Source organism: Leifsonia sp. GW821-FHT13C05, assembly GCF_058806515.1.
In genome coordinates this window covers 70,029-95,755 of the sequence record NZ_JBXAPT010000001.1, presented here as the reverse complement: position 1 = coordinate 95,755, position 25,727 = coordinate 70,029, and the positions used below count along the sequence as shown (strand labels likewise).

Here is a 25,727-nt window from a genome sequence, read left to right as displayed (position 1 = left end):
CCCGAACACACGAAAACGGCCCGCTCACGCCGGTCACCGCCGGGCGCGCTCCAGCACCGAACGGGCGTGCGCGATCACCGGTCCGTCCACCATCCGGCCGCCGAAACGGAACACGCCGCCCGCCTCTGCCGCGGCATCCAGCAGCTCCCGCGCATCCCGCACCTGGTCGTCGGTCGGACGGTACGCCGCCCTGATCGTCTCCACCTGCCCGGGGTGGATGCATGCGGTCGCGGCGAACCCGACCGCCGCGGCATCCTCCGCCTCCGCCGCGAGCCCGGCGAGGTCGTCGATGTCGAGGTGCACGGTGTCGACCGCGGCGATCTCCGCGGCCCCGGCGGCGAGCAGCACCGCCGAGCGGGCGTGCACGGCGACATCCCGGTAGCGGCCGTCGGCGTGCCTGCTCGACGTGCCGCCGAGCGACGCCACGAGGTCCTCCGCACCCCACATCAGCGCGACGACCTCGCCCGCCGTCGCGAGCCGCGGGGCGGCGAGCACCCCGGCCGCCGTCTCGCACAGCGCGATCACCGCGAGACCGCCGAGGTCGCGCAGGTCGGCGACCGATTCCGCCTTCGGCAGCATCACCGTTGTGTACGGCGTCGCTGCGAGCGCGGACAGGTCGGCGGCGTGGTCGGAGGTGCCTGCCGGATTGACGCGGACGATGACGCGCTCCGGGTCGAGGTCGGAGGCGGCGAGCGCCTCCCGTGCCACGGCGCGACGGGACGGGTCGACGGCGTCTTCGAGGTCGATGATGACGGCGTCGGCGCGTTCCAGCGCTTTCCCGTACCGCTCAGGACGGTCGGCCGGGCAGAACAGCAGGGCGGGGCCGAACGCGAATGCTCCCCCGCTCACTCGTCGCCCCCGCCCGCTCCGCCCAGGTCGAGGTGCGCGTCCTTGCACCACATCATCACCTGGCGGGTGGCGGTCGCGACGACCGTGCCGTCCTGGTTGCGCCCGGTGTGCGCCAGCGTGACGATGCCCTGGCCGGGGCGCGACGACGACAACCGCTTGGCGACCACGACCGTCTCCGAGTAGAGGGTGTCCCCGTGGTGCAGTGGATGCGGGAAGGTCACGTCGCTGAAGCCCAGGTTCGCCACGATCGTGCCCTGCGTGAGCTGGGCGACGGAGGCGCCGACCAGTGTCGCCAGGGTGAACATCGAGTTCACCAGCCGCTCCCCGAACGGCTGGGTGGCCGACCAGGCGGCGTCGAGGTGCAGCGCCTGCGTGTTCATCGTGAGCGTGGTGAAGAAGACGTTGTCCGCCTCCGTCACGGTGCGTCCTGGACGGTGCAGGTAGCGGGTGTCCACCTCGAACTCCTCGAAGTAGAGCCCGCGCTGCTCGATCTCCTTCATAATTCACTCCCCTCGCCGGTCAGCTCGACGGTCAGCGGTGCGCCCGTCGCGGCGATCACCTCGTCGACCGTGACGCCCGGCGCCGTCTCGCGCAGGACGAGCCGCGCGGTGGAGCCGTCGCCCTCCCGCACCACGTCGATGACCGCGAGGTCGGTGATGACGCGGTCGACGCATCCCGTTCCGGTCAGCGGCAGCGAGCATTCGGCGACGATCTTCGGCCGCCCCTCCCTGTCGACGTGCTCCATCATGACGATGAGGCGTTTGGCGCCGAACACGAGGTCCATCGCCCCGCCCATCCCTTTGACCATCTTGCCGGGGATCATCCAGTTGGCGAGGTCGCCGTTCTGCGAGACCTCCATCGCGCCGAGCACGGCGACGTCGACGTGGCCGCCGCGCACCATCCCGAACGACAGCGACGAGTCGAAGAACGCCGCCCCACGGTTGACGGTGACCGTCTCCTTGCCCGCATTGATGAGGTCGGGGTCGACGGCGGACTCCTCCGGGTACGGGCCGACGCCGAGCACGCCGTTCTCCGAGTGCAGGATCACCTCGACGTCGTCCGGGATGTAGTTCGGGATGAGGGTGGGCATCCCGATCCCGAGGTTGACGTACTGGCCGTTGCGCAGTTCGCGCGCCACCCGGGCGGCGAGTTCGGTGCGGCTGAGGCTCATCGGGTGCTCCCTTCGTCGAGACGGACTGTCCTGCGCTCGATGCGCTTCTCCACGTCCGGCGCGTGCACCACCCGCTGCACGAAGATGCCCGGGATGTGCACGGAGCCGGGATCGAGGTCGCCGGGTTCCACGAGCTCCTCCACCTCGGCGATGGTGATGCGCCCCGCCATCGCGGCGAGCGGATTGAAGTTCATCGCCGCTGCGTGGAAGACGAGGTTGCCGTACCGGTCTCCCTTCGCCGCGTGGACGAGGGCGAAGTCGGGCGTGAGCGAGCGTTCGAGCACGTAGTCGGCTCCGTCAAAGCTGCGCACCTCCTTGGGCTCGGACGCCACGGCCACCGAGCCGTCCGCGTTGTAGCGGCGGGGCAGGCCGCCCTCGGCGATCTGCGTCCCGACGCCGGCCGGGGTGAAGAACGCCGGGATGCCGGCCCCGCCGGCCCGCAGCTTCTCGGCCAGAGTGCCCTGCGGCGTGAGCTCCACCTCCAGCTCGCCGGAGAGGAACTGCCGCGCGAACTCCTTGTTCTCGCCGACGTACGAGCTGATCATCTTCCGGATGCGCCCGTCCGCCAGCAGGATGCCGAGCCCCCAGTCGTCCACGCCGCAGTTGTTGCTCACGACCTCGAGCTGCGTCGTACCGCGCTCGTGCAGCGCCGCGATCAGCGCGCTCGGGATACCGCACAGCCCGAACCCGCCCACTGCGAGCGACGCGCCATCCGGGATGTCCGCCACCGCGTCCTCCGCGCTCGCCACCACCTTGTCAATCACCGTCGACCTCTTCTCTGCTCCCGGACTCGCGTGTTTCGGTGTCAGGCGTTGAAGCCGAGGGCCCGGGAGATGACCATGAGCTGGACCTCGGTGGTGCCCTCGCCGATCTCCAGGATCTTGGAGTCCCGGTAGTGGCGGGCGACGGGGTTCTCGTTGAGGAAGCCGTATCCGCCGAAGATCTGGGTGGCGTCGCGGGCGTTGTCCATCGCCGCCTCGCTGCAGGTGAGCTTGGCGATCGAGGCCTCCATCTTGAACGGCTTGCCCGCCATCAGCTTGAAGCAGGCGTCGTAGTACGCGAGGCGCGCGGTGTGCACGCGGGCCTGCATCCTGGCGATCTTGAACGCGATGTACTGGTTGGCGCCGATCGGACGGCCGAACACGTTGCGGCTCTTCGCATACCGGATCGCCTCGTCGAGGCAGCCCTGCGCAGCACCCGTGCAGAGCGCGGCGAACGCGACGCGGCCCTCGTCCAGGGTCTGCACGAAGTTCGCGTAACCTCGACCGCGCTCGCCGAGGAGGTTCGCCTCCGGCACGTGCACGTCGGTGAGGGTCAGTGGATGCGTGTCCGAGGTGTGCCAGCCGACCTTGTCGTAGGAGGGCTCCTGCACGAAACCGGACGTCCCGACCGGCACCAGGATCGCGGACAGCTCCTTCTTGACGGAGCCGTCCGGGCGCTCGGACTCGCCGGTGACGGCGGTGATTGTGACCAGCTTGGTGATCTCGCTGCCCGAGTTGGTGATGAACTGCTTCGAGCCGTTGATGACCCACTCGCCGTCGCGCAGCTCCGCCGTGGTCTTGGTGCCCGCCGCGTCCGAGCCGGCGTCCGCCTCGGTCAGGCCGAACCCGGCGAGCGCTTCGCCGCGGGCCAGCATCGGCAGCCACTCCTGCTTCTGCTCCTCCGTGCCGTTCCGGAAGATCGGCATCGCCCCGAGACCGATCCCGGCCTCCAGGGTCACCCCGATCGACTGGTCGACCCGACCCAGCTGCTCGACGGCGAGGCAGAGCGAGAGGTAGTCCTTGCCCTGGCCGCCGTACTCGACGGGGAACGGCAGCCCGAACAGGCCCATCCTCCCCATCTCGGCGATGATGTCGTACGGCAGGCTGCGACGGGTGTCGTAGTCGTATGCGGCGGGCGCGACGACGGTGTCGGCGAAGTCCCGCACCTGATCGCGCAGGCGCAGGTGCTCCTCGGTGAGTTCGAAGCCGGCGACATCGGTGTTCGCCGCTTCCGATCGGGTCATCTGCATGGTCATGGGGTTCCCTGTCTCCTGGTGGATCGTCGTCGTGCGACGGTCACGGGGTGGTGGCCGATGGTGTCGGCCCTGTGGATGCGCGCGGCCCGCCGGTGGGCGCGGCCGGCGCAGTGGATGGGGTGGTGTCTACGTCCACGCTCGCGACGAGCTGGTCGAGCTTCACGAGGTCGCCCGGCGCGACCCGAACGTGCACTGTCCCGGCGAGCGGAGCCACCAGACGGTGCTCCATCTTCATCGCCTCCACGGTGACGATCGTGTCGCCCGCCTCGACGCGGTCCCCGCTCGCGACGGCGACCGCGACGACCGTTCCCGGCATCGGCGTGCGCAGCTCGGGGTCGGCGGCGCCGGCCACCCGGGCGAGCCCGGCGAGGTCGCGCGCGATCCGCTCCGCACGGTCGACCAGCCGCAGCTGCCTGGCCGCTCCCCCGGTGCCCAGCCAGATGGCTGCGCCGTCCCTGGCGTAGCGGAACGCCGTCACCGTGCCATCGAGGGTCAGGAGCGCCGTGGCAGGCTGACCGGACGACGCGGGGGGCAGCAGACGCAACCCGCCCGTGCGGGTGGCGGAGGACCGCGCGCCGTCCTGCCCGCTGTCGCGCGCATCCACGGTCACCGTCGCCGTCGCGGTGTCGAGGGCCGCGGCGTCACCGGTGACGTGCACGGTGGCCGTTCCGAGGTCGTACGGTGTGGGTCGGTGCTGGCCGAGCCGCCATCCGGAGGGGGTGGCCCACAGCCCGCCCGCGGCGCCAGGCACCGCAGCGCCAGCACCTTCCGCCCGCTCGATGCGGTCGAGGTGCACGATCAGCGCCGCCGCGATCAGCTCGGGCTCGCTCGCCTCCGTCGGCGCCTGCTCGGAGAAGCGCCGGTCGATGATGGTGGTGTCGAGGCGCCCGGCGCGCACGTCGTCGTCGGCGAGCAGGTCACGCAGCCAGCGCACGTTCGTGACGGCGCCGAGGATGGCGGTGTCTGCCAGGGCGCTGTCGAGGCGGGCCAGCGCCTCCCGGCGGTCTGCGCCCCAGGCGATCACCTTGGCGAGCATCGGGTCGTACTCGGTGACGATGGGCACCCCGGCGGCCAGGCCGCTGTCCACCCGAACGCCGTCGCCGGAGGCCTCGTGCAGGGCGAGCACGCTGCCGTCGCTCGGCAGGAAGCCGCGCTCCGGGTTCTCCGCGTACACCCGGGCCTCGATGGCGTGGCCGGACAGGCGCACGTCCTGCTGGGCGAAGCCGAGGGGTTCGCCCGCGGCGATGCGCAACTGCCACTCCACCAGGTCGAGCCCGGTCACCAGCTCGGTCACCGGATGCTCCACCTGCAGCCGGGTGTTCATCTCCATGAAGAAGAACTCGTCCGGGGCGGCGTCGGACACCAGGAACTCGACGGTGCCGGCCCCCACGTAGTCGACGCTGGCGGCGACGGCGCAGGCCGCCTCGCCGATGCGCGCCCTGGTGGCCGCGTCGAGCAGCGGGGACGGAGCCTCCTCGATCACCTTCTGGTGGCGTCGCTGCAGCGAGCACTCGCGCTCGCCGAGGTGCACGACGGTGCCGTGCCGGTCGGCGAGCACCTGCACCTCGATGTGGCGGGGCATGTCGACCAGCCGCTCGAGGAACAGCGTGTCGTCGCCGAACGCCGCGGCAGCAACGCGCCGGGCCGCGGCGAGCGCCTCCGGCAGGTCTGCCGCGTTCCGCACCGACTGCATCCCCTTGCCGCCGCCGCCCGCCGACGGCTTCACGAGCACCGGGAAGCCGATCTCGTCCGCCGCCGCGATCAGCTCATCGTCGGTCAGGCCGGGGCGCGCGATGCCCGGGATGGTCGGCACGCCGTGGGCCTCGACCTCCCGTTTCGCGGCGATCTTGTCGCCCATCACGTCGAGAGCGTGCACGCCGGGGCCGACGAAGACGATGCCCTCCGCCTCGCAGGCGGCGGCGAAGTCGGCGTTCTCGGAGAGGAAGCCGTATCCCGGGTGCACGGCCTGCGCCCCGGTGGCCCGCGCGGCGGTCACGATCGCGGCGATGTCGAGATAGCTCTGGGCGGCCGGCGCCGGCCCGATGCGGACGGCGACGTCCGCGAGGGCGACGTGGGGCGCATCCCGGTCGGCGTCGCTGAAGACGGCCACCGACCGGATGCCCAGGCGGCGCAGGGTGCGGATGACGCGGCAGGCGATCTCGCCGCGATTGGCGACGAGCACGGTGCCGAAGGGCGCGGCGGTCGCTGAGGGAGTGCTGGTGGAGTGGGAGGCCACGGCGATCACATCCGGAAGAGGCCGAAGGCCGTGTCGGGGAGCGGGGTGCGGGAGCAGACGTCGAGGGCGAGGCCGAGGATCGTGCGGGTGTCCGCCGGGTCGATCACGCCGTCGTCCCAGAGGCGGGCGGTGGAGTAGTACGGGCTGCCCTGCTGCTCGTACTGGTCGGCGATCGGAGCCTTGAACTCGGCCTCCGCCTCCGCCGACCACTCCTCGCCGCGTCCCTCCAGCTGTTCGCGCTTGACCGTCGCCAGCACGGACGACGCCTGCGCACCGCCCATCACCGAGATGCGCGCGGCGGGCCACATCCAGAGGAAGCGCGGGGAGTACGCCCGCCCGCACATCGAGTAGTTGCCTGCGCCGAAGGAGCCGCCGATCACGACGGTGAGCTTCGGGACGCGCGCGGTGGCGACGGCGGTGACCATCTTGGCGCCGTTCTTCGCGATGCCGCCTGCCTCGTAGTCCCGGCCGACCATGAAGCCGGAGATGTTCTGGAGGAACAGCAGCGGGATGCCGCGCTGGTCGCACAGCTCGATGAAGTGCGCGCCCTTCAGCGCCGACTCGCTGAACAGCACCCCGTTGTTCGCGACGATGCCCACCGGATGCCCGTGGATGCGCGCGAACCCGGTGACCAGCGTCGTGCCGTACTCCTTCTTGAACTCGTGCAGCTCGCTGCCATCGACGATGCGGGAGATGACCTCGCGCACGTCGTACGGCGCCTGCACGTCGGTGGGGACCACCCCGTACAGCTCGGCGGGGTCGGCGACGGGATCGACGGACGGATGCACGTCCCACGCCGGGCTCGCCGGCTCCGGCAGGGTGGCGACGATGTCCCGCACGATCTGCAGGGCGTGCCTGTCGTTCTCGGCGAGGTGGTCGACGACGCCGGAGGTCTTGGCGTGCAGGTCGCCGCCGCCCAGCTCCTCCGCCGTGACGACCTCGCCGATCGCCGCCTTCACCAGCGGCGGGCCGCCGAGGAAGATGGTGCCCTGGTTGCGCACGATCACGGTCTCGTCGCTCATCGCAGGCACGTACGCTCCGCCGGCGGTGCACGAGCCGAGCACGGCGGCGATCTGCGGCACCTTGGCGGCGGACAGACTGGCCTGGTTGTAGAAGATGCGGCCGAAGTGGTCGCGGTCGGGGAACACCTCATCCTGCATCGGCAGGTATGCGCCGCCGGAGTCGACGAGGTAGATGCACGGCAGTCTGTTCTCGAGCGCGATCTCCTGCGCCCTGAGGTGCTTTTTGACCGTCATCGGGTAGTAGGTGCCGCCCTTGACGGTGGCGTCGTTGGAGATGACGAGCACGTGGCGGCCGTGCACCAGGCCGATCCCGGCGATGACTCCCGCCGCCGGCGACTCGTCGTCGTACATCCCGGTGGCGGCGAGCGGGGCGATCTCGAGGAACGGGCTTCCGTCGTCGAGGAGTGCGTCGATGCGCTCGCGCGGCAGGAGCTTGCCGCGCGCGATGTGCCGTTCCCTGGAGCGCTCCGGTCCCCCGGCCGCCGCGGTGGCGAGGCGCTGGCGGAGTTCGGTCACCAGGGCGCGCTGGGCGGCCTCGTTCTGCTCGTATCCGGCATCCGTTGCGCGTGTGGCGCTGGTCAGCGTTGGCATCGTCGGCTTCTCGCTCTTCGTCGTCGTCGACATTCGGTTAGTGGTCACTAACTCGGATTTAGGTTAGTGTTCATTAACTCAAAAGTCCAGCACCCGGAAGCAGACCATGACGGAACTCGCAGGCACCGCGCAGGACACGGGCCGGCCCACCCAGCGCAGCCAGGCCAAGGCCGACCGGCGCGCCGCCCTGCTCGACGCGGCGGCCACCCTCTTCTCCGAACGCGGCTTCAACGGGGTCTCCATCGAAGACCTCGGCTCGGCCGCCGGAGTCAGCGGACCGGCGGTGTACCGGCACTTCGCGTCCAAGCAGGCCGTGCTCGCCGCGCTGCTCGTTGGCGTCAGCGAGCGCCTGCTCGACGGAGGCACCCGCGTCGAAGACGCAGCAGACGACCCGGCGAGCGCCCTGCGCGCCCTCATCGTCTTCCACGTCGACTTCGCCGTGACGGAACCGGACACCATCCGCGTGCAGGACCGCGACCTCGACTCCCTTCCAGGGGAGGAGCGCCGCGCCGTGCGCCGCCTGCAACGCCGCTACATCGAGCTCTGGATGCGCGTGCTCGGCCGCCTGCACCCCTCCCTCTCCCCCGACGAGCTCCGGATGCGCGTGCAGGCCGCGTTCGGTCTGATCAACTCCACCCCGCACACGGCCCGCGTCGGCGGCACCAGCGTGGATGCGGCGACGGTGCGGCCGGTGCTGGAGCGGATGGCCTGGGCGGGGCTGAACGCACACTGACGGACGCCGGTGGCGGCATTCTGGGCGTCACCCCTATGCGTTACAGTCGCAGGACACCATCCACCGGAAGGACTGGCGCGTGGGCGACGACACACCCCGACTACGACGGCACCACCGTGTTCTGCGGGTCATCGGCATCGTCGTCGCCGTGCTGCTGGTGCTGGTGGTCATCGCGGGCGGGCTCGGGATCTGGACGGTCGTCCGGTCGTTCCCGCAGACCTCGGGGATGATCGACGTGCCCGGGCTGTCCTCGTCGGTCACGGTCACGCGGGACGACGCGGGCATCCCCCAGATCGAGGCGTCGACGGCCGACGACCTGTTCCGCGCGCAGGGCTACGTGCACGCGCAGGACCGGTTCTGGGAGATGGACTTCCGCCGCCACGTCACCTCCGGCCGGCTGGCCGAGATGTTCGGGGCCAGCCAGGTGCCGACGGACTCGTTCATCCGCACGCTCGGCTGGCGCACGGTCGCCGAGCAGGAGGTGAAGCTGCTCGACAAGACGCAGCTGCGCTACTACCAGGACTACGCGGACGGGGTGAACGCCTACCTCGCCAGGCACTCGGGCGCCGAGCTGTCGCTCGAATACGCGGTGCTCGGCCTGCAGAACCCGGGCTACACGCCGGAGAAGTGGACGCCCGCGGACTCGGTGGCGTGGCTGAAGGCGATGGCGTGGGACCTCCGCTCCAACCTCGAAGACGAGATCGACAGGGCGCTCCTGTCCACGAAGCTGAGCGCGCAGCAGATCGCGCAGCTGCACCCGGGATACCCGTACTCCACCCACCCGACGATCACCGCGGAGGGCAATGGGCACCCGGAGCGGACGACATCGGATGCGGCGGCCGACGCGAGCGACGGCACAGCGAGCGACGGTGCGGCGGGCGACAGCGCGGCGGCCACACCCACCACCTCGGCCTCCACGGCGACCACGTCCGCCTACGCGCCGGCGCTCACCCAGCTCGCGTCGAGCCTCGAGTCCCTCCCCACGCTGCTCGGTCCGGCCGGGAGCGACATCGGATCGAACTCGTGGGTCGTCTCCGGCGCGCACACCGCGAGCGGCAAGCCGCTGCTCGCGAACGATCCGCATCTCGGCGCGACCATGCCGTCCGTCTGGTATCAGATCGGCCTGCACTGCCGCACCGTCGGGCCGGAGTGCCCGTTCGACGTCGCCGGGTTCAGCTTCTCCGGCCTGCCCGGTGTCGTGATCGGGCACAACAACCGCATCGCCTGGGGCTTCACCAACCTCGGTCCGGACGTCGCCGACCTCTACGAGGAGAAGGTCACCGGGAACACCTACGAGTACGACGGCCAGCAGGTCCCCCTGACTATCAGGAAGGAAACGATCCGGGTGGCCGGAGGGAAGGACGTGCACCTCACCGTGCGATCCACCCGTCACGGCCCGATCGTCACCGACCTCACCGACGGGTTCGGGATCATCGCGAAAGACCAGGCGGGCAAGCTCGGTGTCCCCGCCCAGAAGTTCCAGCTGTCGCTGCAATGGTCGGCGCTCACTCCCGGGCCGACCGCCGGCGCGATCTTCGCGTTCGACACGGCGACGGACTGGACCAGCTTCCGCGCGGCCGCCGCGAACTTCCAGGTTCCGTCGCAGAACCTCATTTACGCCGACGTGGACGGCAACATCGGCTACCAGGCGCCCGGCAGCGTGCCGATCCGCGCATCCGGAGACGGCACCGTGCCCGTCCCCGGCTGGACCAGCGCGTACGGCTGGACAGGCACCATCCCGTACGACGACCTCCCGTCGGTCTACAACCCGCCGAGCGGCGTCATCGTCACCGCGAACAACGCCGCCGTCGGGCCGGACTTTCCGCACCTCATCACCCAGGACTGGGAGTACGGTTACCGGGCCAACCAGATCCAGGTGCGGCTCGACGCCCTGATCGCGGCGGGCACGAAGATCACCGCGGCGGACTCCGCGGCCATCCAGGCCGACAAGTACGACGCGAACGCCGCGACCCTGGTGCCGATCATCCGGGCCATCGGCGACAAGGCCGACCCGTCATCCGGGGCGTACCGCGCGGCCCAGCTGCTGGCCGGCTGGAACTTCCACGACGACGCGGACAGCCCGGCGGCGGCGTACTTCAACGTGTTCTGGCGCACCCTGCTGCAGGATGCGTTCGGGCGCAAGCTCCCCGCCTCCGCCCCTCCGGTGGGCGGCGACCGGTGGTTCGCGGTGGTGCAGAACCTGGTGAAGGCCGAGGACTCGTCCTGGTGGGTCGACAAGAAACTCGGCACGAGCAGCAGGGACTCGATGTTCGAGATCGTCGCGGAGAAGGCGTGGACGGAGGCCGGGCGACTGATGGGCAGCGACCAGACCCGGTGGCGCTGGGACAGCATCCACACCATCGAGCTGACGAACGCGAGCTTCGGCGAATCCGGGATCGCCCCAATCGAGTGGCTGTTCAACCGGGGGCCGTACCCGGTCGGCGGCAGTTCGAGCGTGGTGGATGCGGTGGGCTGGGACGCCTCCGTCGGCTACCAGGTGGACTGGGTGCCGTCGATGCGTCAGGTGATCGACCTGAGCGACTTCGACAAGAGCACCTGGATCAACCTCACCGGCGCATCCGGGCACGCGTTCAGCCCGCACTACACCGACCAGACTCCGCTCTGGCAGCACAACCAGACCAGGCCGTGGCCGTTCAGTCGCGCTGCGGTCTCCGCCGCGGCGGACACCACCCTCACGCTCCGCCCCGCGACGCGCTGACGCGCGCGCCGAAGAGAGCGAGCCGCGAGAGTTAGCGGCCTGTGGGCCAGGCGCGCTCGGCGGAGCCCGTGTACAGCTGCTGCGGGCGGCCGATCTTGGTCGCCGGGTCGCTGTTCATCTCGCGCCAGTGGGCGATCCAGCCCGGCAGGCGGCCCATCGCGAACAGGACGGTGAACATCCGGGTGGGGAAGCCCATCGCCTTGTAGATGACGCCCGTGTAGAAGTCCACGTTCGGGTAGAGCTTGCGGTCGATGAAGTACTGGTCGGCCAGGGCGACCTCTTCCAGTTCCTTCGCGATGTCGAGCAGCGGGTCGTGGACGCCGAGGGCGGCCAGCACCTCGTCGGCGGACTCCTTGACCAGGCGGGCGCGCGGGTCGAAGTTCTTGTAGACGCGGTGCCCGAAGCCCATCAGCTTCACGCCCTCTTCTTTGTTCTTCACGCGCTCGACGAACTTCTGAACGCTCTCGCCGGAGTCGCGGATGCCCGCGAGCATGTCGAGGACGGCCTCGTTGGCTCCGCCGTGCAGCGGGCCGTACAGCGCGTTGATCCCGGCGGACACCGAGGCGAACAGGTTGGCCTGCGTCGAACCGACCAGGCGGACCGTCGAGGTGGACGCGTTCTGCTCGTGGTCCTCGTGCAGGATGAGCAGACGCTCCAGCGCCTTGGACACGACGGGGTTGACCTCGTACGGCTCGGCCAGCGTGCCGAAGTTGAGGCGCAGGAAGTTGTCGACGAAGCTCAGCGAGTTGTCCGGGTAGAGGAACGCCTGACCAAGACTCTTCTTGTGCGCGTACGCAGCGATCACCGGCAGCTTGGCCAGCAGGCGGATGGTGGACAGCTCGATCTGCTCCGGATCGTGCACGCTGAGCGAATCCTGGTAGAACGTCGACAGCGCGGAGACGGCGCTCGACAGGACGGACATCGGGTGCGCGTCGTGCGGCAGAGCCGAGAAGAACCGGCGCAGGTCCTCGTGCAGCAGCGTGTGGCGACGGATCTTCTCGTCGAACTCCGCGAGCTCGCTCTGGCTGGGAAGCTCGCCGTAGATGAGCAGCCAGGCCACCTCGAGGAAGGTCGAGTTCTTGGCGACCTGCTCGATCGGGTACCCGCGGTAGCGCAGGATGCCGGCGTCGCCGTCGATGTACGTGATCGCCGAGCGTGTGGCCGACGTGTTCACGAAGCCGTAGTCGAGGCTGGTGAGCCCCGTCTGCTTGGTGAGCGTCGAGAAGTCGATGCTCGACGCACCGGCGACGCTCGGCAGGATGGGGAATTCAGCCGTGCCACCCGGGTAGCTCAGCGAAGCGGTCGCCGCCTCGGTCCGGGCGGGTGCAGTTCGCTCCGCCTCTGCCTTCTCGGTGCCGAGTCCGCTCACAACGCCTCCAGGGATATGGGATGAGTTCGCGCGCCGATCGTGGCAGCGCTGCAAAAGTCGTGCGGATACAGCCTAACGAACGACGGCGACAACTGTCGCATCGTGCAAAAGGGGGCTGATCCCGTTAGAGACTGTCTCCAACGGCCCGCAGGCGGGACGCCGCCGCGGCGATCCGCTCGTCCGTCGCCGTCAGCGACAGCCGCACGTGCTGGGGAGAGCCGTCGCCGTAGAAGACGCCGGGACCGGCCAGGATGCCCAGGTCGGCCAGGCGCTGGATGCTGTCCCACGCATCCCGTCCCTCCGTCGCCCAGAGGTAGAGGCCGGCCTCGCTCCTGTCGATGCGGAAGCCTGCGGCTTCGAGCGCCGGCCGCAACAGGTCGCGCCGCGCACGGTAGCGCGCGCGCTGCACGGAGACGTGCTCGTCGTCGCCGAGTGCGGTGACCATCGCCGCCTGCAGCGGGGCGGGCAGCATGAGTCCCGCGTGCTTGCGCACGGTCAGCAGCCTGCCGATGACCGTCGCGCATCCCGCGACAAACGCGGCGCGGTAGCCGGCGAGGTTCGACTGCTTGCTCAGCGAGTACACGGCGATCACGTTATGGCGCGAGTCGCCGATCACCCGGCGGTCGAGGACGCTCGGGATGGGCGTCTCGTCCCACGGAGCATCCCAGCCGAGCTCGGCGTAGCACTCGTCGCTCGCGACGTATGCGCCCAGCTCCCTGGCCCGCTCGACAGCGGCTCGCAGCTCGTCGACGGACAGCACGCGGCCATCCGGGTTGCCCGGGCTGTTCAGCCAGACCAGCCGGGTGTTCTCCGGCCACAGCGCAGGGTCGTCGCAGGCGACGGCCTCGGCACCGGCCAGAGCGGCCCCGATCGCGTATGTGGGGTACGCGGCCTGTGGATGCACGACAGCGTCGCCCTCCCCCAGGCCGAGCATGAACGGCAGGAACGCGACCAGCTCCTTGGAGCCGATCGTGGGGAGCACATTGTCGACCGTCAGGCCGGTGACGCCTCTGCGCCGCGCGAACCAGGAGACGATCGCCTCGCGCAGGGCCGGGGTGCCGACCGTCTGCGGGTACGCGTGCGCGTCGGTCGCCTCGGCGAGGGAGCGGCGGATCAGGTCGGGGGTCGCATCCACCGGGGAGCCGATGGAGAGGTCGACGATGCCGTCGGCGTGCTCCCTGGCGCGGGCGGCGAACGGCGCCATCTGGTCCCAGGGGTAGTCGGGGAGTTCGGCGAGAGCCATCGGTGCGAGCCGCGGCTCAGTGGGCCTGCGGGGGCAGGGCCGCGATGACCGGGTGGTCCTTGGCGATGACGCCGACCTTGGCTGCTCCACCCGGGGAGCCGATGTCGTCGAAGAACTCGACGTTCGCCTTGTAATAGTCGGCCCACTGCTCGGGCAGGTCGTCTTCGTAGTAGATCGCCTCGACGGGGCAGACCGGCTCGCAGGCGCCGCAGTCGACGCACTCATCGGGGTGGATGTAGAGCGACCGTTCGCCCTCGTAGATGCAATCGACAGGGCATTCGTCGATACAGGCCCGGTCTTTCACGTCGACGCAGGGGAGGGCGATGACGTAGGTCACAGTGCAGTATTTCCCTTCGCGAGTTGTACTCGTCTAGCTTAGGCCGTTTCCGCCCGTGCTTGTTCCGGCAGGAGCGACCGCCGGGCGCCGCGACTTCGACAGGTCCGGCCACGCGAGCACGATGGCGGCAATCACGATCGGACCGGCGAGCCAGAGCTGTCCGAGCAGGTTGTTCGGGATGAGCACCGAACCGCCCGCGCTCTTCTGCGAGAACAGCAGGATGGCCAGGATCGCGCCGACGGCGGTCACCAGGGTCGGGATGCGGTTGCGCCCGAGCAGCCGCAGCCCCACCAGCAGCGCGGTGTACGCGGCGAGCGAGCCGATCAGCCCGAGCGGGATGGGCACGCCCCAGGTGACGGTGGCCTGGTGCGCCACCGTTCCGACCGCGCCGACCACGGCTCCCACGAGGAAGAGCAGCACGTAGTTGGCGATCCGGCTGAGCATTCTCGAATCCTAGCTGGACATGCTGGGTGCGGATGTCTAGAGTCGGAGTAGGTAAGGTTAGCCTTACCAATCCCCCATCCTCTCCCCCGAAAGTCCTCTGTGTTCGCGAACTATCTGATCGGCCTCCGCGAAGGTCTCGAAGCCTCTCTCGTCGTCGGGATCCTGATCGCGTACGTGGTGAAGATCGGGCGCCGCGACGTGCTGTCCAAGCTCTGGGTCGGCGTCGGGATCGCCGTCGTCGTCCCGCTCGGGCTCGGCGCGCTGCTCACCTGGGGGCCGTACGGTCTCAGCTTCCAGGCGCAGGAGATCCTGGGCGGCACCCTCTCCCTCGTCGCCGTCGCGTTCGTGACCTGGATGATCTTCTGGATGGGCAAGACGGCCCGCAGCATGAAGTCGACCCTGCACTCCAAGCTCGATTCCGCCCTGGTCGGCGCCGGCTGGGGCGTGATCCTGCTCGCGATGCTCAGCGTCGGACGCGAGGGCATCGAGACGGCCCTGTTCGTCTGGGCGACCGTCGCCAGCGTCGGCGGCGGCTGGGAACCGGCCGTCGGGGCGCTGCTCGGCATCCTCACGGCCGCCGTGCTCGGCTTCCTGCTCTACCGCGGCATGGTCAAGATCAACCTCGGCACCTTCTTCACCTGGACGGGCGCGTTCCTCATCCTGGTCGCGGGCGGCGTGCTCGCATACGGCATCGGCGACCTGCAGGAAGCAGCCGTCCTTCCCGGCGCCGGGGTGCACGCGTACGACATCAGCGGCATCATCCCGTCGTCCAGCTGGTACGGCACCCTCCTCACCGGCATCGTCAACTTCAACCCGTCGCCCACCTGGCTGCAGGTGTTCGGCTGGGTCGCATACGTCGTGATCGTCTCCGCGTTCTACCTGCGGCAGCATCGCGCGTCGGCCACGCCGGTGAAGCGTGCCCCCGAGGAGACGTCCCCGGCCTCCACCCTTTCCAGCACCACAGCATCCTGAACAGCGTCGCACCGACGTCTCCCCGCGAACGAGAAAGCACAGCCATGCCACGATCCCGCTCCATCGGCATCCTCGCCGGAACCATCGGCGCCGCCACCATCGCCATCGCCCTGACCGGCTGCGTGCCGAACAAGGCGGCCGCAGATGCCGAGGCGATCAGCGTCACCCTGAACGACGAGAAGTGCACGGTCTCCACCGCCACAGCGCCGAGCGGCGCCGTCACCTTCCAGGTGACCAACACCGGCAGCGACGTGAACGAGTTCGAGGTGCTCGCGGAGGACAAGCTGCGGATCGCTGGCGAGAAGGAGAACGTCGGACCGGGCACCACGGTCAACTACGTGGTCCAGCTCGCCGAGGGCGACTACTTCACCGCCTGCAAGAAGGGCATGGTCGGCAGCCCGACCTCCTACGCGAAGTTCACCGTCACCAAGGGCGAGAAGGCGAACGTCTCCGCCAGTGACAGCAAGCAGGTCTCGCAGGCCGTCACCAACTACATCTCGTACGTCAAGGACCAGAGCGGCCAGCTGCTCACGGCAACGCAGGCGTTCGCGAAGGCGTACGAGGCCGGAGACGACGCGACGGCCAAGGCCCAGTACCCCGCCGCCCGCGCGTTCTACGAACGCATCGAGCCGACCGCCGAGCAGTTCGGCGACATCGACCCGGCCATCGACCTCCGCGAGGCGGACCTCGAAGCTGGTCAGAGCTGGACCGGCTGGCACCGGATCGAGAAGGACCTCTGGGCTCCCGCAGGCTTCACCCCGTCCGACGCGGCGGGAAGGAAGGTCCTCGGCGACCAGCTCGTCGCCGACACGCAGAAGCTCTACGACCTCGTCTACGCGAAGAACTTCAGCCTCACCATCGACCAGATCTCCAACGGCGCCATCGGCCTGATGGAGGAGGTCTCGCGCAGCAAGATCACCGGCGAGGAGGAGACCTTCTCGCACACCGACCTGTGGGACTTCCAGGCCAACGTCGAGGGCGCGCAGGTCGCATACGGCATCGTCCGCGACATCGCGGAGGGCAAGGGCTCCACCGGCAAGCAGGTGGTCGCGAAGCTCGACACCGAGTTCGCGGCGATCACGAAACTGCTCGGCCAGTACAAGTCCGGCGACGGGTTCGTCAGCTACACCGACCTGAGCACCTCCCAGGTCAAGGAGCTGTCCGACGAGGTCAACGCGCTCAGTGAGCCGCTCAGCCAGCTCACCTCGATCATCGTCAAGTAGGGTCGCGGGGTGACTTCGGAGACCACGGGCGAGAACGTGCCTGCAGCGGAGGAGACCGGTCGGCCCGGCCTCTCCCGCCGCGGGCTGCTCGGGCTCGCCGGTGCGGCGGTCGGAGCAGGCGTCGTCGGTGTCGGCGCGGGCATCGCCGTGGACAGGACGCTGCTCGGCGCATCCACCGACGCGTCGGCCACGTACCCCTTCTACGGAGAGCACCAGGCCGGGATCACCACTCCGGCGCAGGACAGACTGCACTTCGCCACGTTCGACATCGCCGGGGACCTCGACCGCGCCGGGCTGATCGAGCTGCTGCAGGACTGGACCACCGCTGCCGCACGCATGACGCAGGGCCGCCCGGCCGGCAAGTACGGACCGGCCAGCGGGCCGATGGATGCGCCACCGGACGACACGGGAGAGGCCCTCGACCTGCCGGCCGGCGGGCTCACCCTCACCTTCGGGTTCGGCCCGACCCTGTTCGAGACGGAGGACGGGCGCGACCGCTTCGGCATCGCATCCCGTCGCCCTGCCGCCCTGGTCGACCTCCCGCATTTCCCCGGCGACGCCCTGCAAGACGCGCTCGTCGGCGGCGACCTGTGCGTCCAGGCGTGCAGCGACGACCCGCAGGTGGCGGTGCACGCCATCCGCAACCTGTCGAGGATCGCGTTCGGGCGCGCATCCATCCGGTGGTCGCAGCTCGGCTTCGGGCGCACGTCGTCCACGTCGAGGAGCCAGACCACACCACGCAACCTGTTCGGGTTCAAAGACGGCACGGCCAACATCAAGTCGGAGGACACCACGGTGGTCGACGACCAGGTGTGGGCTGCCTCGGACGACGGCGCAGAGTGGATGCGCGGAGGCTCGTACCTGGTGGCGCGCAAGATCCGCATGGTCATCGAGACCTGGGACAGGCAGCAGCTCGGCGAGCAGGAGCGCATCATCGGCCGCGACAAGGGCGAGGGAGCACCGCTGTCGGGCGGCACCGAGTTCAGCGAGCCGAACTTCCTCGCGGTCTCCCCCACCGGCGGCACCAAGATCGACCCGGACTCGCACGTGCGCCTCGCGCATCCGTCGACCAACGGAGGCGCGCAGCTGCTGCGGCGCGGCTACAACTTCGTGGACGGCAACGACGAGCTCGGCCGCCTGAATGCCGGGCTGTTCTTCATCGCGTTCCAGCGCGACCCCCGTAAGCAGTTCATCCCGATCCAGTCACAGCTGGCCAAGAACGACGCGATGAACGAATACCTGAAGCACGTCGGCTCCGGCATCTTCGCCGTGCCGGGCGGCGCCGCCTCCGGCTCCTACGTCGGCGCCTCGCTCTTCGCCTGACCCTCAGCCCCAAAGAAAATCGAGTCCGAACTTATTCACGCCCCGCGACGGCGTGTCGCGTGAATAAGTTCGGACTCGTTTATGAGGTGCGAGCCGGGACGATGGTTAGGCGTTCTGGTCCTGCTTCTTGAGGCGGGAGGTCGCACGGGCGCGGGCGTTCGAGTCGAGCTCGACCTTGCGGATGCGCACGGCCTCCGGCGTGACCTCGACGCACTCGTCCTCGCGGGCGAACTCCAGGCACTCCTCGAGCGTCAGCTGACGCGACGGCGTCATCGACTCGAAGTTGTCTGCCGTGGACTGACGCATGTTGGTCAGCTTCTTCTCCTTGGTGATGTTCACGTCCATGTCGTCTGCACGCGAGTTCTCACCGATGACCATGCCCTCGTAGACCTCTTCGGTCGGGTTCACGAAGAACGTCATGCGCTCCTGCAGGGCGATGATGGCGAACGGCGTGACGACACCGGAGCGGTCGGCCACGATGGAGCCGTTGCTGCGGGTGATGATCTGGCCGGCCCAGTCGTCGTATCCGTGCGCGATGGCGTTGGCGATGCCGGTGCCGCGCGTGGTGGTGAGGAACTCCGTGCGGAAGCCGATGAGGCCGCGCGACGGGACGATGAACTCCATGCGGACCCAGCCGGTGCCGTGGTTCGACATGTTCTCCATGCGGCCCTTGCGGGCGGCGAGGAGCTGCGTGATGGCGCCGAGGTACTCCTCCGGCGCGTCGATGGTCAGGTGCTCGAACGGCTCCTGCAGCTTGCCGTCGACGCGCTTGGTGACCACCTGCGGCTTGCCGACGGTGAGTTCGTAGCCTTCGCGACGCATCTGCTCGACCAGGATGGCGAGCGCGAGCTCTCCACGGCCCTGGACCTCCCACGCATCCGGGCGCCCGATGTCGAGCACGCGGAGCGAGACGTTGCCGACCAGTTCGCGGTCGAGGCGGTCCTTGACCATGCGAGCGGTCAGCTTGTGGCCCTTGACCTTGCCGACGAGCGGCGAGGTGTTGGTGCCGATGGTCATCGAGATGGCGGGCTCGTCGACGTGGATGGCCGGGAGGGCACGGATGTCCTCCGGGTCCGCCAGCGTGTCGCCGATCATGATGTCGGCGAAACCGGCGACGGCGACGATGTCGCCGGGGCCGGCGCTCTCGGCCGGGTAGCGGTCGAGGGCCTTGGTGATCATCAGCTCGGTCACGCGCACGTTGTGCACATCGCCGTCGTGACGGACCCAGGCGACCGTCTGGCCCTTCTTCAGGGTGCCGTTGAAGATGCGCAGCAGCGCGAGACGACCGAGGAACGGCGAGGCGTCGAGGTTGGTGACGTGCGCCTGCAGCGGTGCGCTCGGGTCGTAGGTGGGGGCCGGGATGTGCTCGAGGATCGCCTCGAACAGCGGCTCCAGGTCGTCATTGTCGGGCAGCTCGCCGTTGGCGGGCTGGTTGCGGCTCGCGGCGCCTGCGCGGCCGGAGGCGTAGACGACGGGAACGTCGAGGATCGCATCCAGGTCGAGGTCGGGAACGTCGTCGGCGAGGTCGCTGGCGAGACCGAGCAGCAGGTCCTGGCTCTCGCTCACGACCTCCTCGATGCGGGCGTCGCCGCGGTCGGTCTTGTTGACAGCGAGGATGACGGGAAGCTTGGCCTCGAGCGCCTTGCGCAGCACGAAGCGGGTCTGCGGAAGCGGACCCTCCGACGCGTCGACGAGCAGGACGACGCCGTCGACCATCGACAGGCCGCGCTCGACCTCGCCACCGAAGTCGGCGTGGCCGGGGGTGTCGATCACGTTGATCGTGATGGGGCCGTTCGTGGCGTGCTTGCCCTTGTACGAGATCGCCGTGTTCTTGGCGAGGATCGTGATGCCCTTCTCGCGCTCGAGCTCGTTGGAGTCCATGGCACGCTCTTCGACGTGTTCGTGGTCGCCGAACGAATTCGTCTGCCGGAGCATGGCGTCGACCAGCGTGGTCTTGCCGTGGTCGACGTGGGCGACGATTGCGACATTGCGCAGATCATCGCGGTGGGCGACGGCGTTCTCGGACATGCGTGCAGACTCGACTCTCGTCAGAAGGATAAGTGGGGAACGGTCCATTCTATCAGGGGAATGGCGAAGGGCCCGACGCATCCCGCGCCGGGCCCTCCTCTGTGTGCTGGTGCGACGTGCGCGGGCTACAGCCCCTGCGCGACGGGCGGCTCCGCCTCCGGCAGGGTGACGGAGGGCACGACGCCCTCGTCGGAGCCGGCGGCCAGCAGTTCCAGTCGCAGCGTGCGGCGGGCGCGCTGCTGCTCGGGGTCCGGCAGCGGCACCGCGGCGAGGAGGCGCTGCGTGTACGCCTCCTTCGGGTAGCGGAGGATCTCGTTGCGGGTGCCGACCTCGACCAGGTTGCCGTGGTGCATCACCGCGATGCGGTCGGCGAGCACGTCGATGACGGCGAGGTCGTGGGTGATGAAGAGGCAGGCGAAGTTCATCTCGCGCTGCAGGTTCTGCATCAGGTCGAGCACGCGCGCCTGCACAGAGACGTCGAGCGCGGAGGTCGGCTCGTCGGCGATGAGCACCTGGGGCTTCAGCGACAGCGCGCGGGCGATGCCGACGCGCTGCTTCTGGCCGCCGGAGAGCTCGTGCGGGAAGCGGCTGCGGTACGCGCGCGGCAGCTCGACGCTGTCGAGCAGGCGGTCGACCTCCTTCGCCAGGTCCTGGCCCTTGAGGCCCTTCGCCAGGCGCAGCGGCTCACCGATCGAGTCGGCGATCTGCAGGCGCGGGTTCAGCGACGACGACGGGTCCTGGAAGACGATGCCGACGTTGCGGTGCAGCTTGCGGATCTCGTCGCGGTTCGCGTCGCTGATGTCCTGTCCTGCCACCACGAGCTTGCCGGAGTGGATGGGCAGCAGGCCGATCGCCGCACGGCCGAGGGTGGTCTTGCCCGAGCCGGACTCCCCCACCAGTCCGACGACCTCTCCCTCGTGGATCTGCAGGCTGATGTCGCTCGCCGCGCGGAACGCGGGAACGCGTCCGTGCTTCGGGTACTCGATCGCCACGTTCTGGAAGTCAACGACCACCGCGCGCTTGTCCATCTCGGACTTGGCGTGCTCCTCGGCGGCGATGCGCTCGTTGGTGCGGATGCGCTCGGCGTACTCGGCGTCCGGGTTCTCCGTGCCAGCCGCGAGGGCGGCCGTGGTGTCGATCGCGTCGTCGTCGCGCTGACCGAGGTGCGGGACCGCATCCAGCAGCGCGATCGTGTACGGGTGCTGCGGGGCGGCAAACACGTCGGCGACGGTGCCGGACTCGACGATGTCGCCCTTGCGCATCACGACGATGTTGTCCGCCAGGTCGGCGACGACGCCCATGTCGTGCGTGATCAGCAGGATGGCGCTGTCGAGGCGGTCGCGCAGCGAACGCAGCAGCTCCAGGATCTCAGCCTGCACCGTGACGTCGAGGGCCGTGGTCGGCTCGTCCGCGATGAGCAGCTTCGGGTCGCAGGAGATCGACTGCGCGATCATGGCGCGCTGCCGCTGACCGCCGGAGAGCTGGTGCGGGTAGGAGTTGAACGCCTTCACCGGGTCGGGCAGCTCGACCATGTCGAGCAGCTCGAGGGCGCGCTCCTTCGCCTCGTGCGGCGACATCCCGAAGTGGATGCGCAGGGTCTCGACGATCTGGAAGCCCACCGTGTACACGGGGTTCAGCGCCGTCATCGGCTCCTGGAAGATCACGGACACCTGGCGTCCGCGCACGCGCCGCATCTGCTGCGGGGAGAGCCCGGTGAGCTCGCGGCCGTCGAGCTTGATGCTGCCGCGCACGCGCGAGTTCTGCGGCAGGAGGTCGAGGATCGCCATCGAGCTCGCGCTCTTGCCCGAGCCGGACTCGCCGACGATCGCCAGCACTTCGCCGGCCTTGATCGAGTAGTTGAGCTTCTTGGCCGCCGGCACCCAGACGTTGTCGACGCCGAAGTCCACCGAGAGGTCGGTGACCTGCAGAACGGGGGCGTCGGTCACGACGCCGGCCTGACCGTTGGTGTTGTCGGTCATGAGTTGATGTTCCTTTCGCGAGCGCCGGGGATCGCCCGGCGTCTCCGGTCGCCGTCCGCCGACGGAAGGAATGAGAGCATGGTCACATGCCTCACACCTCCGCCGACGAACGCGAGGTGTTCGTCTCCCGGTTCAACCGGGTCGTTGCCGCCCTGATCTGGGCGGCGTGCGCCGCGCTGAGCGTCGGACTGCTGGTGAGCATCCACGATCGGCGCCTGCTGTACATCGTTCCGTGCGTCTTCATCGCCCTGCTGGCGTGGGTCACGCTGTGGCGTCCGCTGTTCGTGGTCGATACCCGCGGCCTGACGGTGGTCAACGTGACCGGCACCGTCGAGATCCCGTGGGAGGCGCTCATCAACGTCGACACGAAGTACGCACTGACGCTCTACACGCCCGGCCACAAGTACGCCGTCTGGTCGCTTCCGGCTCCCGGGACGTCCAGGACCCTGCGGGCGACCCGCAGCGAGACCAAGGGACGCGTCGGACGGCCGAGCGTCGAAGACAGTGTGCGCCGCCCGGGCGACCTGCTGTCCACCCCGTCCGGCGCGGCCGCCGAGGTGGTGCGCCGCCGCTGGACGCAGCTGCGCGACAGCGGAGCGCTGGAGGCGGGAATCGCCGACCAGACGCCCGTGACGGTGCGCTGGCACCTGGTGAGCCTTGCGGCCCTGGTGCTCCTGCTCGCCGGCACGGTCGCCGCCCTGCTCCTCGCCTGACCCGAGGGACACGGCCCAGGAGGTCACGGCGGCGAGGGGCAGGGCGAGGACGGCGCTGGTCACAGCACGTCCTCCGCGATGGCGGCTCCGGTCTTCCTGCTTCCGCCGTCTCCCTCACCGGGCTCCGGCTCCTCCTCGCGCATCTTGCGCAGGTTGAACCGGCGGTGGCGGGGGTCGAACGCATCCCGCAGGCCGTCGCCGACGAAGTTGACGAGCAGCGCGAGCGTCACGATGAACGCACCGGGCCACCAGAACAGCCACGGTCGCGTCTGGAACGCCGACTGGTTCGAGCTGATCAGGAGGCCGAGCGACGCGTCCGGCGGACGGATGCCGTAGCCGAGGTAGGACAACGCGGTCTCGAGGAGGATGGCCGCGGCCATGATCAGCGTCGAGGACACGATGACGACGCCGATGGCGTTCGGCAGGATGTGCTTGAAGATGATGCGCATGTCCGAGGCGCCTGCGACGCGCGCAGCCTCCACGAACTCGCGCTCGCGCAGCGAGAGGAACTCGCCGCGCACCAGACGCGCGATGCCCATCCAGGAGAAGAACCCGAGCATCAGGGCCAGGGTCGGGGCGCCGAGGCCGCCGGTCCAGTGACCGACGACGGAGCCGACGACGAGGGCCGGGATGACGATGAACACGTCGGTGATGCGCATCAGGATGGCGTCGACGATGCCGCGGAAGTAGCCGGCGATGGCGCCGACGACGACGCCGAGGATGCTGGCGATCGCGCCGATGATGACCATCACCAGCACCGAGTTCTGGATGCCGCGCATCACGAGGGCGAAGTAGTCCTTGCCGATGCGGTCCTGGCCGAACGGGTGCTCCGCGGTGGGGGCACCCTGCTTGACCTGGTCGTTCAGCTCCTTGAAGTCGTACTTCCACCAGCCGTGGATCGGGCCGATGCCGATCGCGGAGATCGAGAACAGCAGGATCAGGATGAACAGGATCGCGCTGATGACGGCGATCTTGTTGGACAGGAACCGCTTCCAGATGAGCTTGCCCTGGCTGACCGGGGGTGCGGTCGGAGCCTGCAGCTCATCGGCGATCATGGGTTCGGTGCTGGACATTATCGGACCCTCACTCTCGGGTCGAGTGCGGCATACGCGAGGTCCGCGAGGAAGTTGAACAGAATGGCCATCGCCGCGATCACCACGAAGTACGCCATCACGGGGTTGAGGTCACCGCGGGACAGGCCCAGGTTGAACAGCGAACCCATGCCGGGGATGGCGAAGACGTGCTCCGTGATGATGGCGCCACCGAGGAGGGCGCCCACGTCGAACGCGATCAGGGTGGTGATCGGGATGAGCATGTTGCGGAAGGCGTGACGGACGACGACGGTGCGCTCTGGCAGACCCTTCGCCCGCGCGGTGCGGATGAAGTCCTGATTGAGGACTTCGAGCATCCCAGCCCGGGAGTACCTGGTGTACGAGGCGAAGGAGATGAGCAGCAGCGCGACGGTCGGCAGCGCCAGGTGGGTGAACGTGTCGAGCCCCGTCACCCAGATGTCGCCGTCGAGTCCCGGCGTCGACGAGCCGACGGTCGCGATCGGGCGGCCGTTGGTGTCCTGGAAGTACTGCGGCCACGCCTGCATGAAGCGGTCGAGCAGCACCAGGGCGCCGGAGACGATCGTGACGATGACGCCGACGCGCATGTTCTGACCGCGGTCGTACCCGCCGACGAAGTAGCCGATGGCGAGGCTCACCAGGATGGCGACGACGATCAGGATGATGATGGTCGCGACCGACGAGATGTCGAACAGCGGCTGCAGCGCGAAGTAGCAGACGATCGTGATCGCGCCGGTGATCCCGGCGGTGAGCAGCGCCCTGCGGTTCTGCAGTCCGGAGACCAGCGCGGTCGTGCCCAGCACGACGGCAGCGGTCAGGATGATCATGACCACCGGGCCGAGGCCGGGGGCCAGGAACCAGTTCGTCGCCGACATGAGCAGCAGGACACCGGCGGTCGCGACGCCGGAGATGAGGAACGTGGTGGCACGCCGCCTCATGTCACCGCCGATTAGCGACTGCCAGATCAGACCGGCGACCACCCCGATCAACGCGGCGACCCACCATTGGATCGTCGGATGCGCGAGGAAGTTGTTGAAGCCGATCGCGACGAACTCCTTGAGGAGCACGGCCACGAGGAACGCCGGGAGCGAGTACAGGAAGAAGCTGAGGAACGTGACGACATTGTCGAGTCCGCTGTACTGGCGGAGGGCGGTGACGATACCGATGGTGACACCGAGCAGGATCGCGAGGATCAGTGCGACGGTGACCAGCTGGACCGTCGCCCCGAGGGCCTGCGGCAGGATGTCGACGACCTTCGCGTTCGAGATCGTGGAGCCCAGGTCACAGGAGTTGGCGAACGGGATGAGGCACTTGGCCGCACCTCCCAGCCAGAGCACCCAGCGCAACGGCGGGGGCACATCCAGTTGCAGGAGCTGGATCCTGGCGTTGATCAACTGGGTCTTGTTGGGGGAATTGCTGCTCCGCAGGTCTGCAAGCGGGTCGGCGCTATACGCGACCAGCATGTACATCAGGAACGATGCGGCGATGATGATGAGCACCGAGACGAGGAGGCGTCTCAGGATGAAACTCGCCATAGGTTGAAAACCTCACTGACAGTGCGCGCCAACTCGGGGGTGGCGGGCACTCGGCCCGCGTCGACGCGTTTCGGAATGGATGAACGGGTCTCGTCCACCGACTACATGATACGGGGCGTCGACGAAACCGCCGACGCCCCGCGGCAGGAGAGT

21 protein-coding genes are annotated in these 25,727 nt (G+C 69.1%); 6 read left to right on the top strand and 15 right to left on the bottom strand.

Annotated elements, in window-relative coordinates:
• Positions 1-33 precede the first annotated feature (33 nt).
• Genes AC1ROC_RS00415 through AC1ROC_RS00385 form a run of 7 tightly spaced genes read right to left on the bottom strand, consistent with a single transcriptional unit; the run spans position 34 to position 7,886 of the window.
• Complete coding sequence (locus tag AC1ROC_RS00415; RefSeq protein WP_492997394.1) at positions 34-849, bottom strand: HpcH/HpaI aldolase/citrate lyase family protein; 816 nt, start codon at positions 847-849, stop codon at positions 34-36.
• Positions 846-1,349 (bottom strand): MaoC family dehydratase, encoded by a 504-nt coding sequence (locus AC1ROC_RS00410; protein WP_492997392.1) that lies wholly within the window; start codon positions 1,347-1,349, stop codon positions 846-848. Before AC1ROC_RS00410 ends, AC1ROC_RS00415 begins: the two co-directional genes overlap by 4 nt.
• Positions 1,346-2,020: a CoA transferase subunit B gene (locus tag AC1ROC_RS00405; protein WP_492997390.1), complete on the bottom strand. Its 675-nt coding sequence runs from the start codon at positions 2,018-2,020 to the stop codon at positions 1,346-1,348. The genes AC1ROC_RS00410 and AC1ROC_RS00405 overlap by 4 nt, the downstream gene beginning before the upstream one ends.
• Entirely contained in the window at positions 2,017-2,784 is a 768-nt protein-coding gene (locus AC1ROC_RS00400) for a CoA transferase subunit A (protein WP_492997388.1), read from the bottom strand. Before AC1ROC_RS00400 ends, AC1ROC_RS00405 begins: the two co-directional genes overlap by 4 nt.
• A gap of 41 nt (positions 2,785-2,825) precedes the next feature.
• Positions 2,826-4,037 (bottom strand): acyl-CoA dehydrogenase family protein, encoded by a 1,212-nt coding sequence (locus AC1ROC_RS00395; RefSeq protein ID WP_085370442.1) that lies wholly within the window; start codon positions 4,035-4,037, stop codon positions 2,826-2,828.
• Positions 4,038-4,077: 40 nt separating this feature from the next.
• Positions 4,078-6,273, bottom strand: coding sequence for an acetyl/propionyl/methylcrotonyl-CoA carboxylase subunit alpha (locus AC1ROC_RS00390; RefSeq protein WP_492997384.1), 2,196 nt, complete (start codon positions 6,271-6,273; stop codon positions 4,078-4,080).
• Between the two features lie 5 nt (positions 6,274-6,278).
• Positions 6,279-7,886, bottom strand: a complete 1,608-nt coding sequence (locus AC1ROC_RS00385; RefSeq protein ID WP_492998889.1) for a carboxyl transferase domain-containing protein — start codon at positions 7,884-7,886, stop codon at positions 6,279-6,281.
• A gap of 106 nt (positions 7,887-7,992) precedes the next feature.
• Here AC1ROC_RS00385 and AC1ROC_RS00380 point away from each other — a divergent pair, with 106 nt between their 5' ends.
• Both AC1ROC_RS00380 and AC1ROC_RS00375 read left to right on the top strand, forming a co-directional pair.
• Positions 7,993-8,619, top strand: a complete 627-nt coding sequence (locus tag AC1ROC_RS00380) for an SACE_7040 family transcriptional regulator (RefSeq protein ID WP_085370444.1) — start codon at positions 7,993-7,995, stop codon at positions 8,617-8,619.
• A 79-nt stretch (positions 8,620-8,698) separates the two neighbouring features.
• Positions 8,699-11,338, top strand: a complete 2,640-nt coding sequence (locus AC1ROC_RS00375) for a penicillin acylase family protein (protein WP_492997381.1) — start codon at positions 8,699-8,701, stop codon at positions 11,336-11,338.
• A 31-nt stretch (positions 11,339-11,369) separates the two neighbouring features.
• Here AC1ROC_RS00375 and AC1ROC_RS00370 read toward each other — a convergent pair whose 3' ends face one another.
• The 4 genes from AC1ROC_RS00370 to AC1ROC_RS00355 form a co-directional block, all read right to left on the bottom strand.
• Entirely contained in the window at positions 11,370-12,707 is a 1,338-nt protein-coding gene (locus AC1ROC_RS00370) for a citrate synthase (protein ID WP_085370447.1), read from the bottom strand.
• Between the two features lie 124 nt (positions 12,708-12,831).
• Positions 12,832-13,950: a succinyldiaminopimelate transaminase gene (gene dapC, locus AC1ROC_RS00365; RefSeq protein ID WP_492997379.1), complete on the bottom strand. Its 1,119-nt coding sequence runs from the start codon at positions 13,948-13,950 to the stop codon at positions 12,832-12,834.
• Between the two features lie 16 nt (positions 13,951-13,966).
• Positions 13,967-14,287, bottom strand: coding sequence for a ferredoxin (gene fdxA / locus AC1ROC_RS00360; RefSeq protein WP_055895722.1), 321 nt, complete (start codon positions 14,285-14,287; stop codon positions 13,967-13,969).
• Positions 14,288-14,320: 33 nt separating this feature from the next.
• A complete protein-coding gene (locus AC1ROC_RS00355; RefSeq protein WP_085370451.1) occupies positions 14,321-14,731 on the bottom strand; it encodes a DUF6113 family protein in 411 nt (136 codons plus the stop codon).
• A 99-nt stretch (positions 14,732-14,830) separates the two neighbouring features.
• On the opposite strand from AC1ROC_RS00355, the gene efeU reads away from it, so the two are divergent.
• Genes efeU through efeB form a run of 3 tightly spaced genes read left to right on the top strand, consistent with a single transcriptional unit; the run spans position 14,831 to position 18,249 of the window.
• Positions 14,831-15,703 (top strand): iron uptake transporter permease EfeU, encoded by an 873-nt coding sequence (efeU, locus tag AC1ROC_RS00350; protein WP_085370453.1) that lies wholly within the window; start codon positions 14,831-14,833, stop codon positions 15,701-15,703.
• A 44-nt stretch (positions 15,704-15,747) separates the two neighbouring features.
• Positions 15,748-16,926: an iron uptake system protein EfeO gene (gene efeO, locus AC1ROC_RS00345; RefSeq protein ID WP_085370455.1), complete on the top strand. Its 1,179-nt coding sequence runs from the start codon at positions 15,748-15,750 to the stop codon at positions 16,924-16,926.
• Between the two features lie 9 nt (positions 16,927-16,935).
• On the top strand, positions 16,936-18,249 hold the full coding sequence (gene efeB / locus AC1ROC_RS00340; RefSeq protein WP_492997376.1) for an iron uptake transporter deferrochelatase/peroxidase subunit: 1,314 nt from the start codon (positions 16,936-16,938) through the stop codon (positions 18,247-18,249).
• Between the two features lie 105 nt (positions 18,250-18,354).
• Here the strand turns inward: efeB and typA are convergent, their stop codons facing one another.
• Together typA and AC1ROC_RS00330 are read right to left on the bottom strand one after the other, a co-directional pair.
• Positions 18,355-20,277, bottom strand: a complete 1,923-nt coding sequence (gene typA, locus AC1ROC_RS00335) for a translational GTPase TypA (RefSeq protein WP_085370458.1) — start codon at positions 20,275-20,277, stop codon at positions 18,355-18,357.
• A 125-nt stretch (positions 20,278-20,402) separates the two neighbouring features.
• Positions 20,403-22,256 (bottom strand): ABC transporter ATP-binding protein, encoded by a 1,854-nt coding sequence (locus AC1ROC_RS00330; protein WP_085370460.1) that lies wholly within the window; start codon positions 22,254-22,256, stop codon positions 20,403-20,405.
• An 86-nt stretch (positions 22,257-22,342) separates the two neighbouring features.
• Here AC1ROC_RS00330 and AC1ROC_RS00325 point away from each other — a divergent pair, with 86 nt between their 5' ends.
• A complete protein-coding gene (locus AC1ROC_RS00325) occupies positions 22,343-22,969 on the top strand; it encodes a PH domain-containing protein (RefSeq protein ID WP_085370461.1) in 627 nt (208 codons plus the stop codon).
• Positions 22,970-23,028: 59 nt separating this feature from the next.
• Here AC1ROC_RS00325 and AC1ROC_RS00320 read toward each other — a convergent pair whose 3' ends face one another.
• Positions 23,029-24,042 (bottom strand): ABC transporter permease, encoded by a 1,014-nt coding sequence (locus AC1ROC_RS00320; RefSeq protein ID WP_434948946.1) that lies wholly within the window; start codon positions 24,040-24,042, stop codon positions 23,029-23,031.
• Positions 24,042-25,574 (bottom strand): ABC transporter permease, encoded by a 1,533-nt coding sequence (locus AC1ROC_RS00315; RefSeq protein WP_434948947.1) that lies wholly within the window; start codon positions 25,572-25,574, stop codon positions 24,042-24,044. The genes AC1ROC_RS00320 and AC1ROC_RS00315 overlap by 1 nt, the downstream gene beginning before the upstream one ends.
• Positions 25,575-25,727 lie beyond the last annotated feature (153 nt).